This is a genomic window from Moritella sp. PE36 (genome assembly GCF_000170855.1).
Lineage (GTDB): Bacteria > Pseudomonadota > Gammaproteobacteria > Enterobacterales > Moritellaceae > Moritella.
In genome coordinates this window covers 74,019-100,298 of the sequence record NZ_ABCQ01000007.1, presented here as the reverse complement: position 1 = coordinate 100,298, position 26,280 = coordinate 74,019, and the positions used below count along the sequence as shown (strand labels likewise).

The window sequence follows — 26,280 nt, the reverse complement described above, 5'->3', positions numbered from 1 at the left end:
AAATAAGAACTAATAAATTTTTTAATAATATAAAAATAATAAACTCTGAACCAAATAGCCAAAGCAATGGGGTGAACCATGTCAGCACAAAATAATTATCCAAATTTATTAACACCACTCGATCTGGGTTTTACCCAGTTAAAAAACCGCGTATTAATGGGGTCCATGCATACCGGACTTGAAGAAGTCAGCAATGGTTTTACTCGTATGGCGGCTTATTTTGCCGAACGTGCAGCGGGTGGTGTTGGCCTGATTGTGACTGGCGGTATCGGACCTAATCCTGAAGGCGCGGTGTTTCAAGGTGGTTCAAAAATGGATACCGTTGAAGAAGCTGAAGCGCATAAAGAGGTCACTGCCGCTGTGCATGCTGCGGGTGGTAAAATTTGTATGCAGATCTTACACGCGGGTCGTTATGCGTATAGCAAGCAACCTGTCGCGCCATCAGCAATCCAAGCCCCGATTAACCCTGCGCGTCCACGTGCGCTAACAACGGAAGAGGTCTATCAACAGGTCGCTGCATTTGTTAACTGTGCCGGACTTGCACAATCAGCGAATTATGATGGTGTTGAGATCATGGGGTCGGAAGGTTATTTGATTAACCAGTTTATTGTTGAGCACACCAATCAACGTGACGATGAATGGGGAGGCTGTTTTGAAAACCGTATCCGGTTCCCGGTTGAGATTGTCAGACAGGTACGCGAAAAGGTCGGCACTGATTTTATTATTATTTATCGTTTGTCGATGCTGGATCTGATTGAGAAAGGCAGTACTTGGCAAGAAGTCGTGACGCTGGCAAAAGCCATTGAGAAAGCGGGTGCAACCATCATTAATACCGGTATCGGCTGGCACGAAGCGCGGATCCCCACGATCGTCACGAAAGTACCAAGAGCAGCATTTACCAAAGTGACTGCAAAATTGAAAGGCGAAGTATCGATCCCGTTGATCACCACAAACCGCATTAACACCCCCGAGATCGCAGAGTCAGTACTCGCGCAAGGTCATGCAGACATGGTGTCGATGGCACGACCATTTTTAGCCGATCCTGAATTTGTGAATAAAGCGGCAGCTGGAAAGAGTGACGAGATCAACACTTGTATTGGCTGTAATCAAGCGTGTTTAGATCATACTTTTAGTATGAAGTTAACGTCTTGCTTGGTTAACCCTCGCGCTTGCCGTGAAACGGAACTTATTTATCTGAAATCACCAGTGAGCAAACGTATTGCTGTGGTCGGTGCTGGTCCTGCAGGATTAGCGTTTGCAACCGTCGCTGCGCAGCGCGGGCACAAAGTTACTATTTTTGATGATAAGTCAGAACTGGGTGGACAATTTAATGTTGCCAAACAAGTGCCAGGTAAAGAAGAGTTTTTTGAGACGTTACGTTATTTCACTACGATGACTGCAAAGCTTGGCGTCGAAATTATGTTGAATAAGCGCGTGTCTGCCGATGAGCTTATCGCTAACGGTTTTGATGATGTGGTATTAGCGACCGGTATTGCGCCGCGTACACCAGCTATTGAGGGTATTGGTCATCGCAAAGTATTGTCTTATCTTGATGTGTTACGAGATAAAAAACCGGTCGGTAGTAAAGTGGCCATTATTGGAGCGGGTGGTATTGGTTTTGATGTCGCGGAATACCTTGCTCATGATCATCAGTCAACCGCGCCAACCGCCAGTCAGGATATTGATACCTTCATGCGTGAGTGGGGGGTTGATTTAACCATGCAAAATCGCGGTGGTTTAATGCCAGCTGAAAAACCGGCTGCTGCACGTGAGATTTATTTATTACAACGCAAAGCCAGTAAGGTTGGTGCTGGGTTAGGTAAAACCTCTGGCTGGGTGCATAGAGCGGGTCTCGCGAGTAAGAAAGTAGCAATGATAAACAGTGTTGAGTACGTTAAAGTTGACGATCAGGGATTGCATATTATGGTCGCTGGTGAACCTCAGGTATTGAATGTTGATAATATCATTATCTGTGCTGGTCAAGACCCATTACGCGAGCTACAAGCGCAATTGGTCGCTGCTGAGCAACAAGTGCACCTGATTGGCGGCGCTGATGTCGCTGCGGAACTGGATGCCAAACGTGCGATCAAACAAGGTTCTGAGTTAGCCGCTGCGATTTAGCCTATATGCTAGGAAAGGCATGTTAGAGCAGCCTTTCCTAGTGACTATTTTGACGATAGTCGCTGAGCTTATTACCGAGAGAATGTTTTAGGCTGATTTTTTAGCATAGTCCGCTCAGGCTTGTGATTTTAATGTGCATATGAGAGCCGTATTTTAGCGTTGCTAAAAATTAAATTAATTTGCTTAATACCAGTGCGGTCGTGCAAATGTACTCTAGTCTTGAAGTCTAAGTTTAACTTTTATGATGAGTGTAATAATGCCCAGAAAACTATGTTATTTATTGGAACTGCCTGATTCTAAAGTGACATTTAGTGTATTACTCATAGCAGATAAAGCCTGCTTGTCTGTGCCTGGTATTGATGAGTGTTACGCCATCGATCGCATCATGATCGTTGAAAATCCCAGTGCACAATTACAAGGTTATTATATTTGTGATTATGCAACACCAGTCTGGTCACTTGAAGACTTGTCACTACAAGATATCGGCTTACTCTCTGCACATTTTGGCTTGCTGATTGAGCATGAGTATAATGACATTTATGCGATGGAAGCACATCCACTTATTGATGCTGGACAATACCAGTCAATTAAAACCTGATTTATAATTTAAAAGTCACATTCATTCTTTCTTAATCGTGCTATAACAGTGTGTACTCAGCGAGATTAACTGTCTGTTATGTGAAGAGGAAATGATGGCTAAACTGAAAAATGAAAAAAAATTATTTAAAGCTGCGATCGCCTTAGGTACTCAGTACCTACAGCAACGTGGTAGTACATTTACAACGACAGATCCAGAAGACGTTAAAGCGCAATATATTTATAAAGCGTTAGTGTTTGATAAACTGATGCAGCCTCTGGCTAAAGATCAAGAAAGCACCCTTAATATTAAACATAAATTAGCTATTTGGATCTCTCGAAAATTACCGGCTGACCACCCTTTACTTACCGGCGAATAATAATTCGATGTTGGGTTGAATACGTTATATAACGTGTTCAGCCCATTTTTATGGACGCTTAATGACGCTGTAAGAATAACGTCGCGGCCTTAATACCTGCACTATAATCGCCTTCGAGCGTGTTAACTTGACGTGTTAAGGTGGGCGTTTGTAGTTCTTCATCCGGTGCTATTTCGATAATATTGACACCTGCTGGTGGATTTCGCATAAACTCGCAAGTGCTGTTGTATTCTTTGCTGTAATTATCAAGCAGCTTGGTGAGTACGGTATCGTGCCTAACCCAGTAGGTAAGTAAGCGTTCTAAAACGGATAGTTTTTCTACCCAATGTCGGGTTCTGGTCCTGATCACAATAATATGATTCGCCCCTAAATCGACCGCCTTCTTTACCGGTATCGGATCGACGAGCCCGCCATCGATATGAATATCATTACCAAGCTTAACCCCTGGACGAAACACTATGGGTAAGGCACACGAGGCTATTATCTGTTGAAACCAACGGCTCGGTTCTGCATTTTGATAACTTGCTTGGCCTTTTGATTTGTCACAACTGGTGATCACAAAAGGGCGGGAGTTTAAACGTCGTTTTGCTTGAATCAGATCGATAGGATCATGTAGCGCCAATATATCATGTAATTCAGCCAATTCCATGGCATTACCACCTTTGATAAAGCGCGTCCAATCAACAAAGGTAGTTGATTTAGCAAGGTGATTAATCAGTCGTAGCGAATATTTCTTTTGCCCAGCAATAAATGCAGATAAGTTTAAGGTGCCAGCAGAGCTGCCAATAAACAGATCGAAAGGATCATAACCATGGTCTAAAAAGGTATCTAATACTCCAGCAGTAAATACGCTGCGCATACCACCGCCTTCAACAACAAGTGCTGTTTTAATCATAGCAACCTCGATATATTTACTTGTTCTAACCACCAACTATGTATTCAATGGGTATAACAAGCGTAGAGTAAATACCAGAATTTGGTAGTTATGTGTATCTGTGTTACTTGATAAGTATTGAATAAGACTGTGACAGCTAAGTGAAGCAAGGATGATGTTATGGTGACAAAAACTAGAAGGCGTTGACTAATCGTCGGGGAAACTGATGATGAAGCTGGTGGTGCCACCGTCATCATCAGTATTTAAATAAGGGTTTATTTCAAATCAATAAAAGTAAGCGCGTCTTGCAAGGTTTGCTGTGGTATTTCTTCCATTGGTACATGACCAGCTTTAGGGTAAGTGATCAAGGTTGAGCCCGAGATATTAGCGAGCCATTGCTCACTCAGTGTGGCAGGAACCCAAATATCTTTTTCACCCCACATCAGTAACGTCGGAGCTGTGATGCTACTGAAGTTTAGCGGTGCGTGTCGGTCGTTTTTTTCAGCTAACATGGCAATGGTATTGGCATAAGCTTGTTTAGCACCAGGACGCAATGACAGATGAATGTAGCGGTCCATGTTGGCTTTAGTGATCCGTTCTGGATCGCCATAGACATCTTTTACCCCCATCGCGACAATGAAAGGTGGGAATACATTGGCAGCCAGGCTATTGATACCCGGCATACTTGCAAAACTTAACAGAAACGGCAGTTCTTGTGGGGCGCCAGCAGGATCGATAAGGATAAGTTTTTTTATTTTACCGGGATTGTTCGCTGCATACTGAGCTGAAATATAACCGCCGAGTGAATTACCGACTAAAATAAAATCATCGAGTTGTAATTGGGCTACGAATTGTTCGAAAGATGAATGCAATAGGGTTTCAGAGTAGTCATCTGGATTTTCAGGTCCACCTGTTAAGCCAAAACCGGGTACATCGAGGCTGATGATCCGGTAGTCGGCTGTTAAGCCTTTATGCCACTCATCCCAAGTATGCAATGATGACAAAATCCCATGGACTAAGACAATCGGTTGACCATTGGGATTACCTTCGTCACGGTAGTGAATACGCATACCATTAATATCCATCCACTGTGATTCTTCGTTGGCATATAGCGCATTGAGGTCTGCAATCGGCATTTCCCCAATTCCCCAAACACTGCTTATCGTAGGGCTAGCGGATACAGCATCTTGCATACTTGAGCAGCCTGTTAAACTTAAGCTTGCTGTTACAGCTAAGGCTACTGCGAAAGGTAATATTTTAGGTCGTCTGAAGGTCATCATCACTGTTTCATCCTTGAAATTGAGGTGGCTACGTCATTAAATTAATGACGTAGCATAAACCAGTTTGTTTTAAACTAATGCCTAATTTGATTACTTAATTGAATAATGCTGTTCTTGCTCACGAAATAGTGGGTTTGCAATAGGGGTGCCGAGCTCTGGTAATAAACGCTCACTGGTATCCTGATACCCCACTTTAAAGCGTACCCGGTTAATGCATATTTTTTCCATTGTTGGGGCAAGTAAATCAAATAATTCAAATCGTTCTTTCAACGTGGGAAATTGGGCTTGATAATGGCGAATTCTAGCATTGAGTAATTGATAAAATTCGGTTTCGCTATAGCCCATTTCGGCTTGTAAATAAGGTGAGACAAAACGTAAAACAGTGACGAAATTTCCGGTATACAAATCATGTAAGAGATAATTAGCGGGTAATCGTGTTAATGTTTTTTTAATGTGTGCTGGAAAAATATTGAGTTCTTCAAACTCCTGATCTACCAGACGTAAATCGCCATGGAAATCTTTAATCGCTAAGCCTGTGGGAATATTATCTTCGAATAAGATCGTCAAGTTTTGGCCGTGTGATACTAAAGCAATACCGTATTGACACATAAGGTGATAGAGCGGAATAACAGTGCAGTCAAATAATCGCGTTAGCCATGTTTGTACATCGAGTTTACTGTCTTTGATGTAGGCAGCTATGAAGCTATTTCCTTGATTATCCGTTTGCATTAAGGCTGCGGCTAGTTTGTCCTGCTGCCCAGATTGCAACAGCGCGGCTGGACTTTGACGGAAGATGACACCGAGCATTTCATTATAGCGATAAGGGGTGCCTGGAATTCTCATCTGTGTTGTTTGTGGGACATGAATTCCGGCCCATTCCTGCAAAACTTGCAAGTTACATTGCGTTAAGAATTCATCCTGCTGGCACAACTGATTAATTGTTTTTGACAGCACTGCACCTGAGGTAATGTATTTACCTGGTATGCCTCGATAGCAGGAGGTATTCAAAATTGTAATCGGTAATTTAATGTCATTTTTAGTCGGTGAGGTTAAATTAGATAATGTGCGAATTGACTGTTGCGCTTGATAAAAGTCACCCGTGACACCTAAATCGATAAGACTATTATTGGCAAATAAAGCCGTAAATTGTGGCACGATAAATTGACTGAATTGCCACGGATGGATTGGGATTATCCAGTATTCATCACTCTTCATACCGTGTTGATTTAACTTGTCTAAGAGCCGGTTTTTATCGGCTGTAGACATCAATTGTGCAAGTAATAATGCTTGTGTATTGACTGGTTCTGACCGACTTTCCTTGTCTAAAGGGAGAGGTAATTCGATACCAATTTGCGTGAGTGATTTATCGATGGCTAAGTAATGTAACTGAAACGATTGCGCGGCTTCAGGCGCATAACGCGCAAGTTCATTAACCCCCCAGCCCAACCTGCCTTTGTTCGCTATCGCCTTTGGGTGACCTTTTAAAATAGCCTGTAAAGCAATACCTGATAATGCGGTTAATTGTGCGAGAGAATAGCTGTCCCTATGTTGGTAGGCGATGAGGTCAGCATATAATGTTTGCTGTATTTCTTCGATTAAATTACCCAGAATAATATCATCAAGTCGAATGGATTTCGCAATATCGGTTATTAATTCTGCACTGTTAATATTAGGCTTACCATTACGAGTAATAGAGTCACTGTCTATCACCAGGTTCTGCCAAATATGCTGCTTTGCTTTAAAGACCCAAGTCGCACCATCCACTTCCCATATCCAGTCATTGGTGTTTATTGGGTCGGGAAATATCACTTCTTCATAATGTAATTCACTGATTATCTTTGCATTTAATTCGTTATTGATGTTAGTCCATTGTTCACTGCATATGTTAACCATTTGTAAGTCCATTGTTTTAAATTATTATCAATAGTTATAATAATATTAGTGACAATGATTCTCATTTGCAATAGTATGCTTGCAAAATATAAGAATTGAACTAAGGGATTAGCTAAAATGAAAGCGATTGTCGGTCTATCGTGTTGGGTATTGGGGGCGTTACAAGGCGTTATCCTCATTCTCGTACCTGTCATGATGGCACAAGGACAGCTAACGGCATGGATGATCGCGATCCCTTTATCGTTAGGTACGTTTATTTTTTTTGTTGGTTCTGGTTATTGGGGAAAGTGGCTGGATCGCAGTGTCGCGAATAAGCGCCCCTTGGCGGGGATTTTAACACTGATATTATTTGGTTTTACGCTATCACAGTTAAGCTTTTTAGCTTTACTAGAGAGCCGTCAATTAACTGGAATAAGTTTGATTATCGGTTTGTGTTTTAGCCGTGTGCTGCATGGTATGTTTTGCAGTGGGGTGATCCCAACTGCACAGTTGTGGTTATCGCAAGAAGACCAACGTGGTGAAAAGTTAGTTTGGGTCACTATATCTACTAACATAGGTCGTTTGACAGCACCACTATTGACGTTTTTACCACTTGATATTGAGTATTTCAGTTTGTGGTTCGTTGCTGCTATGACCGTGTTAGCGTTTGTGCTTAGTTGCTTGATGTTAGTTAAATCACCAACTACAAAAGATGCTGAATCGTTACTTGTTACCAACCATATCCCCCTTGATGCAAGTGCTCATCAAAATATGAAATTGATCGGTTCAACGGTCATTGTCACGGCATTCTTAATTACCTTATTCTCGTCGCAGCTACAATTCAGTCTTGGTCCGTTATTAAGTAATGGCTTGATGACGGCTGCTCAAGCCAGTGCAATGGTGGCTGAATTATTGTTATCAGCGAGTGTGAGCGCGCTGGTTTCTTTATTTTTCTTGTATAAATTACTTATCCGTTCGACGCCATTGTTTCTGGTTTTTATCACGGTCTCTTTCTTTATTGGCACGATCCTATTTGTACTGCAAATACAACTCATGCTTAGCGTGATGTTGATTAGTTCTGCGCTTGCGATGGCACCTGCTTGGTATACCGCGGTTGCCATGCGCAGTACTGACAATCAAAAAGCACAAGCATCAGCATCTATCTCACAAGGCCATACATTGGGTAATGCGTTTGGTGCGTTACTGGCGGGGTTATTACTGGCTTGGGATAGCAATTATCTATTCCCAGGTTTTGTCATTCTGATGTTGTTGATTGTATTAGGGTGGTCACGCCTTTATCAGCAATCAATACGTCTTAATAATGCTGTTGTGAACTTGCCACGACAGTCTGTAATTGAATAAATAATAAATAATAAAACAACTCTTAATAAATGGAATTAATAATGAAAATTGCTAAGTCGAATAAAACCACATTTATGCTCAACCCCATTCTTATCGCGATGTTAGGACTGTCAGCGCCTCTTGCTGCTCAAGCATCTGTTCATGCCGCAGATAAAAATGACAACATGACTGTGGTAACTGCAAACCGTAGTACGCAGAGCATCAGTGATATTGCGGCAACCGTGCTTGTCATCGACGAAGCTCAAATTGCAGAACAGGCAAAATCGGGTATCGATTTTAAAGCAATGCTCGCTAACTTAATCCCAAGTTTAGACGTGGGTAGCCAATCGCGAACTAATGCTGGTCAAAACATGCGTGGTCGTAAAACGCTGGTGATGATTGATGGTATTTCATTGAATTCTTCACGTGGTATCAGTCGTCAGTTTGATGCGATTAATCCGTTTAATATTGCCCGTATTGAAGTGATCTCTGGTGCATCTGCTATGTATGGTGGTGGCAGTACCGGCGGTATTATCAATATCATTACTAAAAAAGGCCGCGATGCAGATGGTGTTAGCGAAACGTGGTTAGGCGCTAAATCAGGTTTTAATAGTAGTGAAGATTTAGAGTGGCAAGTCGCACAAGCTGTATCCACGAGCAGTGACAAAATGGATGCACGTATTGCGGTATCTTATGTTGATACTGGCGCAATGTACGATTCAAATGGTGATATGGTCTTACAAGATGTAACCCAAACTAGTTCTCAGTTTGTATCGCAATTAGACATAATGGCAAACATGGGTTTCAATATTTCATCAACGAAACGTCTTGAGTTGTTAGCGCAATATTATGATAGTGGGCAGGATAGTGACTACGGTGTTGATTATGGTTCCGGGTTTGGGTATTTATATGATCCGAGTAAACAAATCGGAATGAAGAAAGGCTACGTCTCGGATCAACAAGCAGAGTCAGTTCGAGGTTTGATCACTTTAAATTACAGTGATAGTCATTTTTATAATCAGACTTTAAATTTACAGCTTTTCTACCGAAATGAAGAGCTAAGATACAATCCATTCCCAGATCCAACAACTCAAAGCATGGGGGCATCTCAACAAAATACACAAGTCTTCGGAACTAAAATCGTATTTACTGCTGAACCAACAAATAACATGAATCTTGTATATGGTTTAGACGCTGATTTTGAATCATTTGAGTCGTCACAAAGTTTATATGACTATAATACGTCAGCCGCTTCGGGTGGTTTAATTAATAATAAAACGGATGAAATTGGCCGTTATCCTGAGATACAGAATACTTCGTTTGCCACGTTCTTGCAGGGTGATTATGCAGTTTCACCTTCATTGATATTAAATGCAGGTGTTCGTTACCAATATACAAATGTAGATGTTGAAACATTTGTGCCAGCAAAGCAGCAAATTGTTATTTCAAAAGGTTATTATAGTTCTGCTGAAGCAGTTGAAGGTGGAGATAAAGGGTATTCTAATACCCTCGTTAATGCAGGCGCTCTATATAAAATAAGTAAAGAGCAACAGGTCTGGTTGAGCTTTGCCCAAGGTTTTGAAATTCCAGACCCTGCAAAATATTACGGACAGGGTAAATATAGCGATCTAGTAAACGCAGGCGATGGGCTTGGGAATACTCTTATTAAAGCTGTAAGTGTTGCTGACAATCCACTTGATGGGGTCAAAACTAATGCGTTAGAACTTGGCTGGCGTTTAAATTCAAATGATGTATCGGCACAACTTGTTGCTTATTATTCAAAGTCAGATAAACAAGTTCATTATGACAAGACTGAGCAAACAATTAATATTATAGATAAAGATGAACGTAACTATGGCTTAGAAGGAAAATTGGATTACTTTGTTACTTCTGAAGTTAGCATAGGTACTAATTTTAACTACATTATTAGTGAAGTAAAAGCTGATGATAAATGGAAAGATAAAGGTATTTCTTATGCAAGTCCATCAAAGGCATCAGCTTATGTAGCTTGGCAATCGGACCTGTTACAAGCTCGTTTACAAACGATGCAAATGTTTAGTTATGAAGATGACAGCGACAAAAAATTAAATGGCTATAATACGGTGGACCTATTAACTGGCGTTCGTTTACCTGTTGGTTCATTACAGTTTGGTATTACGAACTTATTGAACACTGAGTATAATACACTATGGTCTCAGCGTTCTGAGGAGATATATAGCGCTTTAATCCCTAATACATCTCTGGTTCGTTTCAAAGGTCAAGGCCGTACTTACTCTGTTAACTACAGTGTTGAGTTCTAACGTTGGTTCCTTTGTTAACTGTGAATAAATTAACTTGCCGTTTAGGCGGCAAGTTAATCCTTAATAATATTAACTGTGAGTTTTTACAGGGTAAAATTACCGCATTGGTTGGTCCCAATGGCTCAGGTAAAAGTACCTTGCTAAAAATAATTGCAGGACTGACCCCGAATGAAGAGGGCGAAATATTATTGGAAGGAAAGGGAATAAAGCAGTATTCCCGTGCTGATATGGCCTTACGTTTAGCGATGTTACCGCAGCGTCATGCAGTGCCCGTCGGCTTGACAGTGGCAGATCTGGTTGAATTTGGTCGTCATCCGCATCGTCGTTGGTTCGCACCACTTTCAGCTCAAGATAAAGAAAGAATGCACTGGGCAATGGCAGAAGCTGGCGTACTTGAATTTGCTGATTTAGCCATTGAAACATTATCGGGTGGTGAAGCGCAGCGCTGTTGGTTAGCCATGGTGCTCGCACAAGATACCGATATTGTGTTATTGGATGAACCCACATCTTGGCTTGATATCGCCCATCAAATCGAACTCTTACATATCGTTCAACGCTTAAATCAAGATTATGGTAAAACCATTATTTGGGTATTACACGATCTTAATCATGCGCAGCAATTTAGCCATCAAGCGATCATGTTGCTGAAAGGTGAAGTGGTTGCCAGTGGTACGGTTGATGATGTCTTTACCGCAGAACGTATTAGTGAGGTTTATCAAACGCCGATCACGCGAGTGCAAGTGAATGATCAAACATTATTGTGGCCTTGTACGGCAGCTGTGAGTGACGAGCACTTATTACCACAGCAGGTGAATCAATGAGACGGCTTCGAACAGTAGCTGGTCTCATGTTCGCTGCGATGACATTATTACCAGTTCAAGTATTTGCTAAAGAGATTAATGAGCAAGTTTTTCAAGCGTTAGCACAACCCTTGCCACTCACCGGATTAATGCAGACATATCAGCAAGAGCCTAAAGTCGTTGCGCTTAATTGGAGTGCGGCAGAAATGCTCCTGTCGCTGGGAATACAACCACAAGCGGTGACGTCTCGAAATGGTTATCGCCAGTGGCAGTCTAATTCACCTGCGTTACCTGATGATGTGGTTGATGTGGGTAACCGTGCATTTCCGAGTTTTCCCTTACTGATGCAATTACAGCCCGACTTAATTGTTGGTTACCCGTTTCGTCATGCACGTATTCGTGGTGATCTTAATCGCATCGCACCCACGTTATTGTTACAACAGTTTGGCCGTATAGACCAACCGCAATATCGTTATATGCAGCAAATGCGTCGTAATTATTTAACCCTTGCAAAGCAACTTGGTAAAGCGGAGTTAGCACAAGTTCAGCTCCGGGAGATGGATACCGAATTAGCTCGCCTTAAACAGAAAATATTTGCCGCTGGCTTAGCGGATAAACCGGTGGCATATGGCAAGTTTGTGGGAATGGGCTACGGCTTAAGGGTGTTTTCACAGCAAAGTTTAGCCGCTTCTGTCGCTAATGACATTGGCTTAAATTACGTGTGGGCTACTAACTTACCAGGTAAAGATTTTACTCATTTACAGTTGGAACAGATCAAGTTGCTCGGCAATACCGCATTAATTTTAGTCCAAGAAACACAATCAAAAGGCGAACGCATGACGTTATCACCGTTATGGACGCAGCATGAGTTTGTTAAAAACGATGATATCTATTATGTACCCGCATTGTGGAGTTTTGGTGGTCCGGTATCGGTGATCCGGATGGCTCGGGCGTTTACGGCTGCATTATTGGAGGGTTCCGATGTTAGTTAATGTTGATAAGAAAATGCTGGGGAGCTCGGTGTTCTTAGCTGTGTTGTTTGTGCTTGGTTTACTTTCTGTGGGTACTTTTTCTCTCGTTCCCACAATGAATCTATTTGATAGTTACCAACAAACTTATGTATTTCAGCTGTTGTTACCCACGCTATTAATTGCCGTATTAAGTGGTGCGTTATTAGCGCAATCAGGCACCGTAGTACAGGTTACCTTAGGTAATGATTTTGCATCACCGTCCACGATCGGCATTAGCTCTGGGGCGTTGTTAGGCGCGATGCTGGTTAATTTATTTATCCCTGATCCGAGCATCTGGATGTTGTGGATCGCGGCATTTATTACGGCGGTGATGGTTGCGGGACTCATTTTAATCTTATCGCAAGTGATTGGTGGCGGTAAGTTACAGCTGATCTTAATTGGTATGGCTATGAGCTTAGCGGTGGGTGCCGTGTCATCTGCCATCATGCTTTATGCTGAACAACGTATGGATGGGTTATTCCTCTGGGGAAGCGGCAACATTAGCCAAAGTGATGGCGAATTAGCGGCGATCATTTTAACCCCAGCGCTGTTGTTATTGTTATTGCCTTTATTGTGTCATCGTCATCTGGATATGCTCAGCATGGGTGATGAAATGGCGAATACGGCAGGCCTTAAAGTCAATCGCTGGCGAGTCGGTCTATTAATGTTGGCGGTATTGCAAGCATCTTTAGTGACCGCAATGGTCGGTGTATTAGGCTTTATTGGTTTGATGGCACCACACATGGCGAAGTTACTTGGTTACTATCGTCATCGTGAAAAATTGCTATTTGCCAGTGCGATAGGGGCGTTATTAGTTATCTTTGCGGAGCTATTCTCTCGTGCTATGCCATTGGCTGGTTATCGCTTACCAACGGGTGTATTAACCGTTCTATTGGGTACCCCTTTTTTCTTGTATTTACTTATGCGAAAACAAGGTTTAGCGGGCATGGTCATGCAAGAAACTGGGTTTGGCTTAGCGTCGCTTATTCAGCTACCTAAGTGGTTAGCACTGTCTTTACCTGCGCTAGCGTTGACACTGACAGTGGCCTATTTCTGGCCGACTGTTGATGGCGAGTACTTTACACAATGGCGCATTGTCGTTGCGGTCTTTTCTGGTTTTGGCTTAGGCGTTGCGGGTTGTACATTACAAGCACTGTTTCGTAACCCGATGGCCAGCCCTGACATTTCAGGCGCTACTTCAGCCTCGGTATTATGCATTATTTTAGCACTGCAAGTATGGCCTGATGCTTCTCGGGTATTTCTGTTTGCTTGTGCCTTGATTGGTGCGGGTATTGTGGTGACTATTTTGTTTATTGCGATGCGTTATCAATTTAATGTTTCGCAACTCGCTTTATTGGGTATCGCCATCTCAGCATGGTGCGGCACCGTTGCATCGATGGTATTAACCTTTGGTGCGGGCGCTGCGTCGGTCACCGTCCTTTGGCTGACGGGCACTACCTATGGTGCTGATAGTCAAATCGGCTTACTGCTGCTTGCGGTCACTATACCTTGTTGTTTATTACTCTTTACGTTTGCGCGTCATCTTGATCTGTTCACGCTCGGTGAGACATGGGGACATAACCTCGGCCAGCCGTTATTTAAATTACGCATGTTGATCTTATTGTTGGTGGTGTTGATTACCGCGGCTGCCGTCGCGTCCGTTGGTGCGATTGCGTTTGTTGGATTGTTATCGCCACACTTATTGCGTTTATGTGGACAAACTCGTCATTGGGTATTGCTGCTTGGCAGTGGTGCGATTGGCGCTTGGCTATTAGTACTCGCCGACGGACTCGGTCGTACCTTAATTGCACCATTTGAGATTGCCAGTGGCATATTAGTTTCGATCATTGGCGGACTTTACTTTATTTGTTTGATTTTACTTGGTTATAAAAGGAATTGATCATGCCTGTTTTAGATTTTATTTATCAGCGTAGCTCTTGTCACGTCCATGAAATGTGTCAGCCTGCACCGGATGAAATGCAGTTGAAACGTATCTTTCAGGCGGTCATGAGCGCCCCCGACCACGGCAATATTCGGCCTTGGCATTTGGTTGTTGTTGCCAATGAAAAAGTACCGATAATGTGTGAGTTAATGTGTGAGGCTTGGTTGGAAGAAGGTGGTGATATTGATCCCGCCAAGGTGCGTCGACTTACTCATTATCTTGGTGATGCGCCTATGGTTGTCGTTGTCTCGGCTAACATTACCAGTCCTCACCCTGTGTCTCGCCGAGACCAAGTATTATCAGCCGCAGCTGCGTGTCAGAATATTTTACTGGCGGCTGAAGAGCAAGGTGTTGCGGCTATTTGGTACAGCACCGATGCGGCGGAGTTACCCCGCGTGCAACAATTATTTGGCTTAACGGCGCAACAAGAACCTGTGGCCTTTATTATGCTGGGGACTAAAAAAACAGAGCGTATTAAACCGCGTGGCGAGGTGGATAAGCATTGTTATCAATGGCAAGGCGATGGAAAACTAGTACCACTATTTGCGACAGAGGAGAACAGCGATGCAGTATAGTTATGCTGAGAAGCTATCATTAGATGCGTTTTTAAATGCATTGCTTAATGAATGGCAAGGTTATGCGACAACGCAGCATGAAATTTGTATCGATATGGCGGAAGGACAAATAGTACTGCCATTATTACAGTATTCTCCCGTTCAGCGTTTTCAATTTAATTACCCGGTTAAGTTTCGTGATTTACAGGGTGAGTCAGATATCGCTTATGCTGACGTAATTGAATTGATTTGTAAGCATCATGAGATCACCGGTGATTTTAGTCAAACCCAATTGACGGGCTTTAAACAACAAGTGTTTGCCAGTCAGGCGCATATGGAAAATGTATTGGCGGAACGACTTGCTCCTGTCGGTATTGATGGTTTTATTCAGGCGGAGCAGAGCCTTATCGGTGGGCATAATTTACATCCTGCAGGTAAGAGTCATCAAGGTTGGACCGCAGCAGAGTCTAAACTGTATAGCCCTGATTACGCGAATAGCTTTTCGTTGCAGTGGTATTTTGTCGCGCCGACATTATTGGCGGGCAATAGTCATGGCGAATCAATTTCAGCCTTACTGCTGCAAACCTATCAAGATACATTTAATACCACGACATTTCCTGACACTATCCCTGACGGTTATCTGGCTTTCCCTGTGCACCCACATCAAGCCAAAGTACTGCGTGAGAATACCAGCATACAACAATATTTTGCTGATGGTTTGATTATTGAGTTTACGGATAGTAAGCAGGGTAGGGCTTGGCATCCGACATCATCAACCCGCGCGTTATGGCAGCAAGATAGCCGCTGGATGTTGAAGTTTTCTTTAGCGGTGAAGCTGACAAACTCAGTCCGTTACTTATCGGTTAAAGAGCTGGAACGTGGAGTATTGTTCAAGCAGGTTAGTGAAGAAGTAGCGGGTGCAGAGTTGTGGCAACGCTTCCCTCGCTTCTCGGTATTACAAGAACCTGCATGGTGTGGATTAAATGATCTTGCTGGTGAGTCGATTGTTGATAGCTTGTTCTGTTGGCGTGAAAATCCGTTCCCAACAGGTAAAGAGCCAAGCATGGTGTTAGCGACATTAACCCAGACTAAGGCCGATGGTAGTAATTTCATTCAAGATTTAATCATGCAATTTGCTGAACATCAGTCGCTATCTTATCGTGACGCAAGTTTGGTATGGTTCGAACAATTCTTAGAGCAGGTGATAAAACCAATCTGCGTTGCTCGCAGTGATTACGGCTTGGTGTTATTGGCACATCAACAAAACATTTTGGTGGATTTTGACCATGGCTTGCCTTGCGGCGCTAAATTCAGAGATTGTCAGGGAACCGGGTTTACAGAAACGGCAGTAACACGTTTTCCGTTACTACAAGAAAATGCGCCAGAATATTTCATGCAGAATGAAAATGTGAATTCGTATTTCAGTTATTACCTTATCGTTAATTCACTCAATAGCGTGATAGCGGCATTGCAAAGTGACTTACCGTTACTGAATCGCAGTACTGAGGATAGTGTCGTATCACATGAGCAGTTGATTCAGTTGAGCCAAAATCTATGGCGTAAATTAGCGCAACAGAGTTTTTATGATCGCTCGTTTTATGATTATCTGCTCAATAGCGACAGCTTAACGATTAAAAGTAATTTCTTCTGTTTCTTGTCAGCGCAAAATGAAACTGAGATCGCGGACCCAAGTAAAATTTATGTCAACTATCCGAATATTTTTAAGTTGGCGGTGAAGAAGGAAGTTAAGACTGTATTTAAACCGTTATTCCGACAGCAAGGCATTATTGGTAAGGCTGATAGCGGTCATACCAATAAAACGGGATCTGAGCTGGTATTTGAAACCACTGGAAAGCAATTTACGGTAACGAGCTGCTTAAGTCTGTGGTCGTTTAGTTATGACGAGCATGGCTTACATACAGTGATGGATACCAGCACTGATACGTTAAACCAAGCACAGTGGTTTAATATTCTTGAACACACGTTTTCTGGTATGGGCGTTAATCGTAAAACCATCACTATCAACCAGTCGTTATGGTTAACAATGACCACAGCGAAAATACCGAAGTGGGCTGAAAGTGTCGGTGATGACGTGCATATTCAACGCGCTGCGTTTTTTCAATTCGCTAACATTTGGTCTCAAAACCAAGCAAACACGAATGTAGACTCTCCCTTATTGCTATCTGAGCAAGGCATTGAGTATCCACAACGTCCACCGCAGCCTCAAGGTATTTGGTATCAGCAATACGCCTATGATCTTGATCGGGTGATTAGTTTTAAATGTGCAGACATTAGCTTGGATGTAGCCACATTCAGCCATTGGCATAATCGTCCTGAAGTGAACCGAATGTGGGAACTCGCAGGAACAAAATCTGAGCATCAACAATACCTTGAAAAACAAACAGCGGATCCGCATAGCATGGCTGTGATTGGTTATGTTGATGGTGTCGCATTTGGCTATTTAGAAGTGTATTGGACGCCTGAAGATCGTCTCGGCATTTATTATGACTGTCAGCATTATGATCGTGGTGTACATATGCTGGTGGGCAATCCATTGTTCTTAGGTGGGCGCTACTTTGTTAATTGGGCGAGTTGTCTACAGCATGCCATTTATACCGATGAGCAGCGCACAGGAAATGTATTGGGCGAGCCGCGAGCTGATAATAAACACGTGGCGACGATCGCGAGTAAGGTTGGTTTACAGAAGTTAAAAGAGTTCGATTTTCCGCATAAAAGAGCTGCATTACTGTGTAGTGAACGGAATGATTTTTTTGAGCGTATTATTTAAGGATGAGCAAGATGGAAAGATTAACAGATATTATGGGTATAGGTGTTGGCCCTTTTAACTTAAGTATTGCCGCGCTACTTGAACAGGTTCCAAGTTTAACAAGCTGCTTTTTAGAGCATAAAAAAGAATTTATTTGGCATGAAGGTTTAATGCTGCCAAACACGTATATGCAAACATCCTACTTAAAGGATCTTGTCACCGCTGTGGCACCAGAAAGTCCATATAGTTTTATTGCTTATTTAGTCCGAAATAAAAAGTTCTATCGTTTTTTAAATACTGAGCAAAAAACGATTACCCGCGCTGAGTTCTCTGATTATTTATCTTGGGCCTCAAAACAACTCACTAATGTGAAATTTTCGCAGACTGTTGAACAGATTGAATTTGTTGACGATCGTTTTATTGTTACGACGAACCAAGGGCAATATCAGACTAAGCACATTTGTTTAGGGACTGGCAAGTCGCCTTATATCCCGACAGAAATAAAACCTTATTTAGGTGACAATTGTTTCCATGCCAGTGAAATTGGCTTACGTAATATTGATTTGACTGGCAAGCGCGTTGTGCTGGTCGGTGGTGGTCAAACCGGCGCTGATGTATTTTTAAATGCGTTACGTGGAAATTGGGGGCAACCTGCTCAGCTAGATTGGTTATCACGACGCGCAAATTTCCAAGCTTTAGATGAGGCAGCGTTTAGTAATGAATACTTTATGCCTCGTTATGTTGAGCAGTTCTATCATTTGGATGAAGCGGTAAAACAGCAAGAGATCCGGGCGCAGAAGTTAACCAGTGATGGGATCACAAGCGAAGCATTATTAGCTATTTATCAAGAACTATATGATAAATTTGAAGTGCAAAAACAACGTAAATGGGTGCGCTTATTGCCACATCGAACTGTAAATGCAATGAGCAATACGACCAATGGTTTTAAGTTAATGGCTAATAATACTTTAACTGGTAAAGAGGAACATTATGCCGCCACTGTCGTTATTTTAGCGACCGGGTTTGAGTCAAAAATTCCTAATTGTATTAAAGCGTTAACGCCGATGCTGGATTTATCAGAGGGTGGTTTATTGCAACTTGATCCAAACTTCAGAGTGAAATGGTCTGGTGGTCAAGATAACCATATTTATGCCGTTAATGCGGGATTAGATAGTCATGGTATTGCCGATCCTCAACTGAGCTTAATGGCTTGGCGCTCTGCTAAAATCATTAATGATTTATTACCCGTTCCAGCATTTGATTTGTTTGAAAATGAACATGTTATCCAATGGACCAATGATGATAGTGAACATGACTGTGAACCGGCAAGTGCAGCACAAAGCGTAAATGAAGGGATAGCTGAGAAGACATTATCTATGGCGTAATCTTATTCCTAAAATAAAACCTAAAAAAGCCCAGTACTTGTAACAAGTACTGGGCTTTTTTGTGCTTAATTTTTTACTTAATAATGTGGCGCGTTAACGCTACTATCTAGTTAAAATCAAGTTATTTAGCTAAAGATTCAGTCAGGTTAGGACGGATCTTAGCAAGCATATCTTTAAGTACACGTGGCGATGCAGCAACTGAGTTACCAGACTTGAAGAAGTCATGGCCGCCAGCGAAATCAGTGACGATAGCGCCTGATTCAGTAGCGATTAAGTTACCCGCTGCAGTTTCCCAAGGTTTTTGACCCATGCTCCATAAACCGTCGATACGACCAGCTGCTAGGTAAGCAAGGTTAAGTGCAGGACAACCAGCTGCACGGATATCAGCACATTCAGAGAATAATGCGCCGAAGATGTTCATGTAAGTATCTTGCTGATGCTTCATGCTGTGTGGGAAGCCTGTCGCTAAAACAGTACCAGATAGATCTTTAGCAGAACCAGCACGTAAACGGAAACCGTTTAATTGAGCGCCTTTACCACGACAAGCAGAGAAGATTTCATCACCGATAGCATCAAAGATAACAGCAACTTCAGCTTTACCTTTAACGTGTAAAGCAATAGACACTGCGAAGTGTGGAATACCTTTGATAAAGTTAATATGACCGTTTAGTGGGTCAATGATCCACTGGTAGTCTGTATCTGCACCAGTAGTCGCACCGCTGTCTTTAGCGATGATCGTATGCTCTGGGTAAGCTTTTTTAATTGTAGCGATAATAGCTGCTTCAGCTTCTTTTTCTACGTTAGTCACAAAATCATTTGTGCCTTTTTGCTCAACCTTAGTTTTACTAGGATCGCCATAAGCTTTTACGATTACATTGCCTGCGTCACGCGCAGCACGGATCGCGATTGTTAGCATCGGATGCATACTATTACCACCAAATTTTTGAAAGAACGGGAATTAGGGCGCGGAGTATAACCAACTTAAGGTAAAGATCCAAAGTAATTTTCATAACTTTTTACGCCTTATATTTATTCTTAGTATATTTTACGTTTTCACCGCGGCTTATTACATCCGCTACGGGTTAATTGTGCTAGAATTCGCGACCATAAATTAACAACTCCAATAATAGTCTAACTCTTGCTTTTAACCTGTGGTTTAAATAGCTTGTTTGACTATTATGCATCTTTTTAGGTATTAATTATGTTAGCAAACGTAAAAGTTGTATTAGTCGGTACATCTCATCCTGGTAATATTGGTTCTGCTGCTCGAGCAATGAAAACCATGGGGTTCACGCAATTAGTGCTAGTGGCACCTTTATGTGAGATTGATGAGAAATCAGTCGCATTAGCTGCCGGTGCTGCAGATGTATTAGAGAATGCAACGATCGTCGATACCTTAGAAGAAGCGGTAGCAGACTGTGGCCTTGTGATTGGTACAAGTGCGCGTTCACGCACGCTGCAATGGCCAATGCTGGATTCACGTGAAGCAGGGTTAAAATTAATTGAAGAAGTACCGAATTATCCAGTGGCACTGGTATTTGGTCGTGAGCGTATTGGTTTGACCAATGAAGAGCTACAAAAATGTACTTATCATGTATGTGTTGCTGCAAATCCTGAATACAGTTCATTGAATTTAGCCATGGCAGTACAGATCTTAACGTACGAAACACGTATGGCATATCTTGCTACCAACACTTATCCTGAACAAGAGAACCCGTATCCAAAACAAGAGGAACTTGAAATGTTCCATACGCATCTTGAACAGACATTGTGGGATTCTGGTTTTATTAACAAAGCCCACCCAGGTGTTGTGATGAATCGTTTACGTCGACTCTTCACCCGTGCTCGTCCTGAAACTATAGAATTAAATATTTTACGTGGTGCATTGGTGTCTATTCAGCGTAATTTTAAAAAATAGTCGCGTCGAAGTAGCGCAATTGGTGACGTTAAAATAATACCTGAGTAAATTAGTCAGGTATATACTTGACCATTTCAGTCGGGTATGTAACCATAGCTTTAAATAACAGTTTTAGAGGTTGCTATGCGATTGACATCGAAAGGACGTTACGCCGTTACAGCTATGATTGATCTTGCATTGCACGCAGATATGAAGCCTGTACCACTGGCTGAAATATCCGAGCGGCAAAGTATTTCACTGTCGTATTTGGAGCAGTTATTCTCTCGATTACGTCGAAAGAACCTGGTAGCAAGTGCACGAGGACCCGGTGGTGGCTATAAATTAGGCATGTTACCTGGGGATATTTCTGTTGGTATGATCATCGATGCAGTTGATGAGAATGTAAAAGCGACTAAGTGTGATTCTTCGGGTGGTTGTAATGATGGAAAACGTTGCTTAACGCATTCACTTTGGGATGATTTAAGTAAGCGAATTAGTGATTTTCTTGATAACATATCGCTTGCTGATTTGATGACAAATAATGAGATAAAGCAGATCGTCAATGATCAAGATCATGACCGTCAAATGTTAAATAAAATTGATGTAAATATTATTTGATAATTGTTTAATTAAACATAATAGAATTATAATTATAATTATAAGTATGAACACGGTTAGCGGTTTAACTGTGTTGTATGGAGCAATGACTAGATGAAAAAACCTATTTATTTGGATTATTCTGCCACTACGCCTGTAGATCCACGTGTAGCAGAAAAAATGATGCAATGCTTAACTATGGACGGCATTTTTGGTAACCCTGCGTCTCGTTCACATCGTTTCGGCTGGCAAGCAGAAGAAGCAGTAGACATTGCTCGTAATCAAATTGCAGATTTAGTAAATGCAGACCCACGTGAAGTTGTAATTACTTCGGGTGCAACTGAATCAAACAACCTTGCTATTAAAGGTGCAGCGCATTTTTATAAGAAGAAAGGCAAGCACATCATCACAAGTAAAATTGAGCACAAAGCTGTGCTGGATACTTGTCGCCAACTTGAGCGTGAAGGATACGAAGTAACTTATTTAGACCCAACACCTGAAGGTCTAATTACGGTTGAAATCCTTGAAGCTGCAATCCGTGAAGATACAATCATTGTTAGTATCATGCACGTGAATAACGAAATTGGTGCGATTAATGATATCGCTGCATTGGGTGAACTTTGTCGCTCTAAGAAAGTCTTATTCCATGTAGATGCTGCGCAAAGTGCGGGTAAATTACCAATCGATTTCTCAGAACTGAAAGTAGATATGTTATCAGTATCGGCACATAAAATTTATGGCCCTAAAGGTATTGGTGCACTATACGTACAACGTAAACCGCGTATCCGTCTTGAAGCACAAATGCACGGTGGCGGTCATGAACGTGGTATGCGTAGTGGTACATTAGCTACTCACCAAATTGTTGGTATGGGTGAAGCTTTCCGTATTGCTAAAGAAGAAATGCAACAAGATACAGACCATGCTGAAGCATTACGTAAACGTTTCTGGGCAGGCATTGCCGATATCGAAGAAGTATATCTAAATGGCCACGCTGAACAACGTATCGTAAGTAACCTAAACGTAAGCTTCAACTTTGTTGAAGGTGAGTCATTAATGATGGCACTGAAAGACCTTGCGGTTTCTTCTGGCTCTGCTTGTACATCAGCAAGTTTAGAACCGTCATATGTACTGCGTGCATTAGGTCTAAACGATGAAATGGCGCATAGTTCAATTCGTTTCTCATTCGGTCGTTTTACGACGATAGAAGAAGTGGATTACGCAACCAGCATCATTAAAGACAACATCAGTAAACTACGTGACATGTCGCCTTTATGGGAGATGTTTAAAGATGGTATCGATTTAAGCACTATCGAGTGGGATCACCACTAAAATCGACCACTCTTGTTTCACGAAGATTTATATTCAGTTTGAAGGAGTTATATCATGGCTTATAGCGAAAAAGTAATCGACCATTATGAAAACCCACGTAACGTAGGTTCATTTGATAAAAATGATCCATCTATCGCAACCGGTATGGTCGGCGCACCTGCTTGTGGTGACGTAATGAAGTTACAACTTAAAATTAATGATGACGGCATTATCGAAGATGCTAAATTCAAAACTTACGGTTGTGGTTCAGCGATCGCATCAAGCTCACTTGTTACCGAATGGGTAAAAGGCAAGAGTATTGAGCAGGCGGGCGAAATCACCAATATGACTATTGCTGAAGAGCTAGAATTACCACCAGTGAAAATTCACTGTTCAATTCTTGCTGAAGATGCAATTAAAGCTGCAATTGATGATTACAAAAAGAAAAAAGCGTCTTAGGAGCTAAATATGGCTGTTACCTTATCAGACTCTGCTGCAGCACGCGTTGCGAGCTACCTTGATAAACGTGGTAAAGGTGCCGGTTTACGCCTAGGTGTAAAAACATCTGGTTGCTCTGGCTTGGCTTATGTCCTCGAGTTTGTTGACTCGATTGATGAAAACGATGAAGTTTTTGTTGAAAAAGGCGTCACCGTTATCGTGGATAAAAAAAGCCTCGTTTATCTTGACGGGATCGAATTAGATTTCGTTAAAGAAGGCCTTAATGAAGGGTTTGAATTTAACAATCCTAACTTGAAAGGCGAATGCGGCTGCGGTGAAAGCTTCAACGTGTAATAATGAGATGAAATGCCCAAATAACCTGGTTATTTGGGCTTTGTTTATTTAATCTATTCATTGAAGGTCGTCAGATGAACCATTTTGAGCTGTTTGGTTTACCCGTTATTTTTGAACTAGATAGTGCCGGTTTAGCAACAACATATCGAGAATTACAGCGCACACTACACCCGGATAAATTTGCCAATAGCAGTGAGCGAGAGCGCTTATTATCGGTGCAAAAATCCTCGCAAGTTAATGATGCTTATTCAATTCTTAAGTCGCCTATTCAACGTGCAGAATATATGCTCGCCGTTTGCCATGAAGATATTCGTGGTGAGCAAAAGACATTGCAAGATCCAGTGTTTTTAATGCAGCAAATGGAACTACACGAGCGTCTTGAAGACATCCCACACACCGCTGATCCTGAACAAGAAATTGCAGACTTTGATGATGAATTAACATTATCCATTAAAGCGTACCTGCAAGAATTTAATAAATTAATCAGCGCTGAGCATTATCACGACGCGGCAAATGTAGTGCGTAAATTAAAGTTTGTCTACAAACTACAAGCACAATTAAGTACACTTGAAGATAGTTTACTTGATTACTAATCAAATAATTTAAATTTAAGAACCTAAAACATGGCATTACTTCAAATTGCTGAACCGGGACAAGCGGCAGCACCTCATGAGCATAAACTTGCTGTTGGTATCGATCTAGGCACAACCAATTCATTAGTGGCAAGTGTCCGTAGTGGCAGTGCTGAAACGTTAGTTGATAAGACTGGCCGGGATATTTTACCGTCAGTAGTTCGTTATACTACAGATTCAGTTGTGGTTGGTGACGAGGCTGCACAACAAGCGATAACTGATCCAGAAAATACTATTTCTTCGGTCAAGCGTTTGATGGGCAAAGCATTCACTGATATTGATCCTACGCGTATTCCGAATATACTGGTTGAATCGGCATCGGGCCAACCGTTAATTAAGACGGTGGCAGGTGAGCTCAATCCGGTACAAGTATCCGCAGAAATTCTAAAAGCATTAGCAGCACGTGCAACAGAGACACTTGCAGGTGAACTTAATGGTGTGGTTATTACGGTACCCGCTTATTTTGATGATGCACAACGTCAAGGCACGAAAGACGCTGCAAATATTGCAGGGTTAAATGTTTTACGATTATTAAACGAGCCAACGGCAGCCGCTATTGCGTATGGTTTGGATGCCGGTCAAGAAGGTATTATTGCGGTTTATGACCTTGGTGGTGGTACGTTTGATATATCCATCTTACGTCTGCACAAAGGTGTTTTCGAAGTACTTGCAACCGGTGGTGATTCTGCGCTGGGCGGTGATGACTTTGATCATTTAGTCGTTGACTGGATCTGTGCTGAAGCCGGACTTGTGGGTAAGCAGTCGCTAGCGATGCAACGTCTGCTGCTAACGGAAGCCAAACATACGAAACAAGCACTAACAGATAGCGATAGCGCTGCGATTAATATCGTATTAGATGATGTTAATTGGCAGGGAACATTAAGCCGTTCAACATTTGAAGGTCTTATTCAACCATTAGTTAAACGCACTTTATTAGCCTGTCGTCGTTCGTTAAAAGACGCTGATATCAGTAAAGACGATGTACTTGAAATCGTTATGGTTGGCGGTTCAACACGGGTGCCATTAGTACGTGAAAAAGTCGGTGAGTTTTTTGCCCAACAGCCACTGACCAGTATCAACCCAGATAAAGTGGTTGCGATTGGCGCTGCGATCCAGGCTGACGTATTAGTCGGTAATAAACCTGATTCAGATTTATTACTACTGGATGTTACGCCGTTATCTCTTGGTTTAGAAACCATGGGCAACCTAGTTGAAAAAGTGATCCCACGTAATACCACTATACCTGTCGCACGCGCGCAAGAGTTTACCACCTTTAAAGATGGTCAAACTGCCATGACAATCCATGTGTTGCAAGGCGAACGTGAATTGGTCAGTGATTGCCGTTCATTAGCGCGATTCTCATTAACGGGTATTCCACCGATGGCAGCGGGTGCAGCGCATATTCGTGTGACGTTCCAAGTGGATGCAGACGGGTTATTAAGTGTATCAGCGATGGAGAAATCATCGGGTGTATCCGCTTCTATCCAAGTTAAACCGTCTTATGGTTTAAGTGATGATGAAGTGGCTAACATGCTTAAAGATTCAATGACATATGCGAAAGAAGATGTGACTGCGCGTATGCTAGCTGAACAACAGCTAGAAGCAGACCGTGTCATGGAAAGTCTGATTGTTGCCTTGCAGCAAGATGGTAAAGCTTTATTGTCAGATGCAGAACAAAATGCGATTGAAACAGCAATGCAAAAGCTTTATCAAACTCGCCAAAGTGATGATAGAGATGCTATTGAAAAAGAAATTGAAACAGTCGATAAATTAACACAAGATTTTGCTGCTCGTCGTATGGATGCATCAATCCGTAAAGCGTTGCAGGGTCAGTCGGTAGATAAGGTCTAAG

Annotated in this window: 22 protein-coding genes; 18 read left to right on the top strand and 4 right to left on the bottom strand. The window is 42.1% G+C overall.

Annotated elements, in window-relative coordinates:
- The first annotated feature begins 78 nt into the window (after nucleotides 1–78).
- The 3 genes from PE36_RS06685 to PE36_RS06675 all read left to right on the top strand — a co-directional run bounded on the left by PE36_RS06685 (nucleotide 79) and on the right by PE36_RS06675 (nucleotide 3,077).
- A complete protein-coding gene (locus PE36_RS06685) occupies nucleotides 79–2,121 on the top strand; it encodes an NADPH-dependent 2,4-dienoyl-CoA reductase (protein WP_006031212.1) in 2,043 nt (680 codons plus the stop codon).
- A 256-nt stretch (nucleotides 2,122–2,377) separates the two neighbouring features.
- Complete coding sequence (locus tag PE36_RS06680; RefSeq protein ID WP_006031211.1) at nucleotides 2,378–2,719, top strand: hypothetical protein; 342 nt, start codon at nucleotides 2,378–2,380, stop codon at nucleotides 2,717–2,719.
- A 94-nt stretch (nucleotides 2,720–2,813) separates the two neighbouring features.
- Nucleotides 2,814–3,077, top strand: a complete 264-nt coding sequence (locus tag PE36_RS06675) for a DUF5062 family protein (protein WP_043994121.1) — start codon at nucleotides 2,814–2,816, stop codon at nucleotides 3,075–3,077.
- A 58-nt stretch (nucleotides 3,078–3,135) separates the two neighbouring features.
- On the opposite strand, the gene PE36_RS06670 is transcribed toward PE36_RS06675, so the two are convergent.
- From PE36_RS06670 to PE36_RS06660, 3 genes are all read right to left on the bottom strand, one after another.
- Nucleotides 3,136–3,972 carry a patatin family protein gene (locus PE36_RS06670; protein ID WP_006031209.1) on the bottom strand — a complete coding sequence of 279 codons (837 nt, stop codon included), beginning with the start codon at nucleotides 3,970–3,972 and terminating at the stop codon, nucleotides 3,136–3,138.
- A 254-nt stretch (nucleotides 3,973–4,226) separates the two neighbouring features.
- Nucleotides 4,227–5,231, bottom strand: a complete 1,005-nt coding sequence (locus PE36_RS06665) for an alpha/beta fold hydrolase (protein WP_006031208.1) — start codon at nucleotides 5,229–5,231, stop codon at nucleotides 4,227–4,229.
- A 90-nt stretch (nucleotides 5,232–5,321) separates the two neighbouring features.
- Nucleotides 5,322–7,124: an IucA/IucC family siderophore biosynthesis protein gene (locus PE36_RS06660; RefSeq protein WP_043994119.1), complete on the bottom strand. Its 1,803-nt coding sequence runs from the start codon at nucleotides 7,122–7,124 to the stop codon at nucleotides 5,322–5,324.
- Between the two features lie 117 nt (nucleotides 7,125–7,241).
- Here PE36_RS06660 and PE36_RS06655 point away from each other — a divergent pair, with 117 nt between their 5' ends.
- The 8 genes from PE36_RS06655 to PE36_RS06620 are packed head-to-tail and all read left to right on the top strand — an operon-like array spanning nucleotide 7,242 to nucleotide 19,202.
- Nucleotides 7,242–8,465 carry a hypothetical protein gene (locus PE36_RS06655; RefSeq protein ID WP_006031206.1) on the top strand — a complete coding sequence of 408 codons (1,224 nt, stop codon included), beginning with the start codon at nucleotides 7,242–7,244 and terminating at the stop codon, nucleotides 8,463–8,465.
- A gap of 41 nt (nucleotides 8,466–8,506) precedes the next feature.
- Nucleotides 8,507–10,744, top strand: coding sequence for a TonB-dependent receptor (locus PE36_RS06650; protein WP_043994117.1), 2,238 nt, complete (start codon nucleotides 8,507–8,509; stop codon nucleotides 10,742–10,744).
- 20 nt (nucleotides 10,745–10,764) lie between these two features.
- On the top strand, nucleotides 10,765–11,565 hold the full coding sequence (locus tag PE36_RS06645; RefSeq protein ID WP_006031204.1) for an ABC transporter ATP-binding protein: 801 nt from the start codon (nucleotides 10,765–10,767) through the stop codon (nucleotides 11,563–11,565).
- Complete coding sequence (locus PE36_RS06640; RefSeq protein ID WP_043994112.1) at nucleotides 11,562–12,536, top strand: iron-siderophore ABC transporter substrate-binding protein; 975 nt, start codon at nucleotides 11,562–11,564, stop codon at nucleotides 12,534–12,536. The genes PE36_RS06645 and PE36_RS06640 overlap by 4 nt, the downstream gene beginning before the upstream one ends.
- Nucleotides 12,526–14,454: an iron ABC transporter permease gene (locus PE36_RS06635; protein WP_006031202.1), complete on the top strand. Its 1,929-nt coding sequence runs from the start codon at nucleotides 12,526–12,528 to the stop codon at nucleotides 14,452–14,454. Before PE36_RS06640 ends, PE36_RS06635 begins: the two co-directional genes overlap by 11 nt.
- A gap of 2 nt (nucleotides 14,455–14,456) precedes the next feature.
- Nucleotides 14,457–15,071, top strand: coding sequence for a nitroreductase (locus PE36_RS06630; protein ID WP_006031201.1), 615 nt, complete (start codon nucleotides 14,457–14,459; stop codon nucleotides 15,069–15,071).
- Nucleotides 15,061–17,838, top strand: a complete 2,778-nt coding sequence (locus PE36_RS06625; protein WP_006031200.1) for a GNAT family N-acetyltransferase — start codon at nucleotides 15,061–15,063, stop codon at nucleotides 17,836–17,838. The genes PE36_RS06630 and PE36_RS06625 overlap by 11 nt, the downstream gene beginning before the upstream one ends.
- Before the next feature lie 11 nt (nucleotides 17,839–17,849).
- Entirely contained in the window at nucleotides 17,850–19,202 is a 1,353-nt protein-coding gene (locus tag PE36_RS06620) for a lysine N(6)-hydroxylase/L-ornithine N(5)-oxygenase family protein (protein WP_006031199.1), read from the top strand.
- 121 nt (nucleotides 19,203–19,323) lie between these two features.
- On the opposite strand, the gene suhB is transcribed toward PE36_RS06620, so the two are convergent.
- A complete protein-coding gene (gene suhB, locus PE36_RS06615) occupies nucleotides 19,324–20,127 on the bottom strand; it encodes an inositol-1-monophosphatase (RefSeq protein ID WP_006031198.1) in 804 nt (267 codons plus the stop codon).
- A 276-nt stretch (nucleotides 20,128–20,403) separates the two neighbouring features.
- Between suhB and trmJ the strand changes: the two genes are divergently transcribed.
- The 7 genes from trmJ (at nucleotide 20,404) to hscA (ending at nucleotide 26,279) form a co-directional block, all read left to right on the top strand.
- A complete protein-coding gene (gene trmJ, locus PE36_RS06610) occupies nucleotides 20,404–21,120 on the top strand; it encodes a tRNA (cytosine(32)/uridine(32)-2'-O)-methyltransferase TrmJ (RefSeq protein WP_006031197.1) in 717 nt (238 codons plus the stop codon).
- A gap of 123 nt (nucleotides 21,121–21,243) precedes the next feature.
- Nucleotides 21,244–21,717 carry a Fe-S cluster assembly transcriptional regulator IscR gene (gene iscR, locus PE36_RS06605; RefSeq protein ID WP_006031196.1) on the top strand — a complete coding sequence of 158 codons (474 nt, stop codon included), beginning with the start codon at nucleotides 21,244–21,246 and terminating at the stop codon, nucleotides 21,715–21,717.
- Nucleotides 21,718–21,810: 93 nt separating this feature from the next.
- Complete coding sequence (locus PE36_RS06600; RefSeq protein ID WP_006031195.1) at nucleotides 21,811–23,025, top strand: IscS subfamily cysteine desulfurase; 1,215 nt, start codon at nucleotides 21,811–21,813, stop codon at nucleotides 23,023–23,025.
- Between the two features lie 54 nt (nucleotides 23,026–23,079).
- Nucleotides 23,080–23,463 (top strand): Fe-S cluster assembly scaffold IscU, encoded by a 384-nt coding sequence (iscU, locus tag PE36_RS06595; protein ID WP_006031194.1) that lies wholly within the window; start codon nucleotides 23,080–23,082, stop codon nucleotides 23,461–23,463.
- Between the two features lie 9 nt (nucleotides 23,464–23,472).
- Nucleotides 23,473–23,796, top strand: a complete 324-nt coding sequence (iscA, locus tag PE36_RS06590; RefSeq protein ID WP_006031193.1) for an iron-sulfur cluster assembly protein IscA — start codon at nucleotides 23,473–23,475, stop codon at nucleotides 23,794–23,796.
- A 74-nt stretch (nucleotides 23,797–23,870) separates the two neighbouring features.
- A complete protein-coding gene (gene hscB, locus PE36_RS06585) occupies nucleotides 23,871–24,389 on the top strand; it encodes a co-chaperone HscB (RefSeq protein WP_006031192.1) in 519 nt (172 codons plus the stop codon).
- 30 nt (nucleotides 24,390–24,419) lie between these two features.
- Entirely contained in the window at nucleotides 24,420–26,279 is a 1,860-nt protein-coding gene (gene hscA, locus PE36_RS06580; protein WP_006031191.1) for a Fe-S protein assembly chaperone HscA, read from the top strand.
- The last annotated feature ends 1 nt before the right edge of the window (nucleotide 26,280 follow it).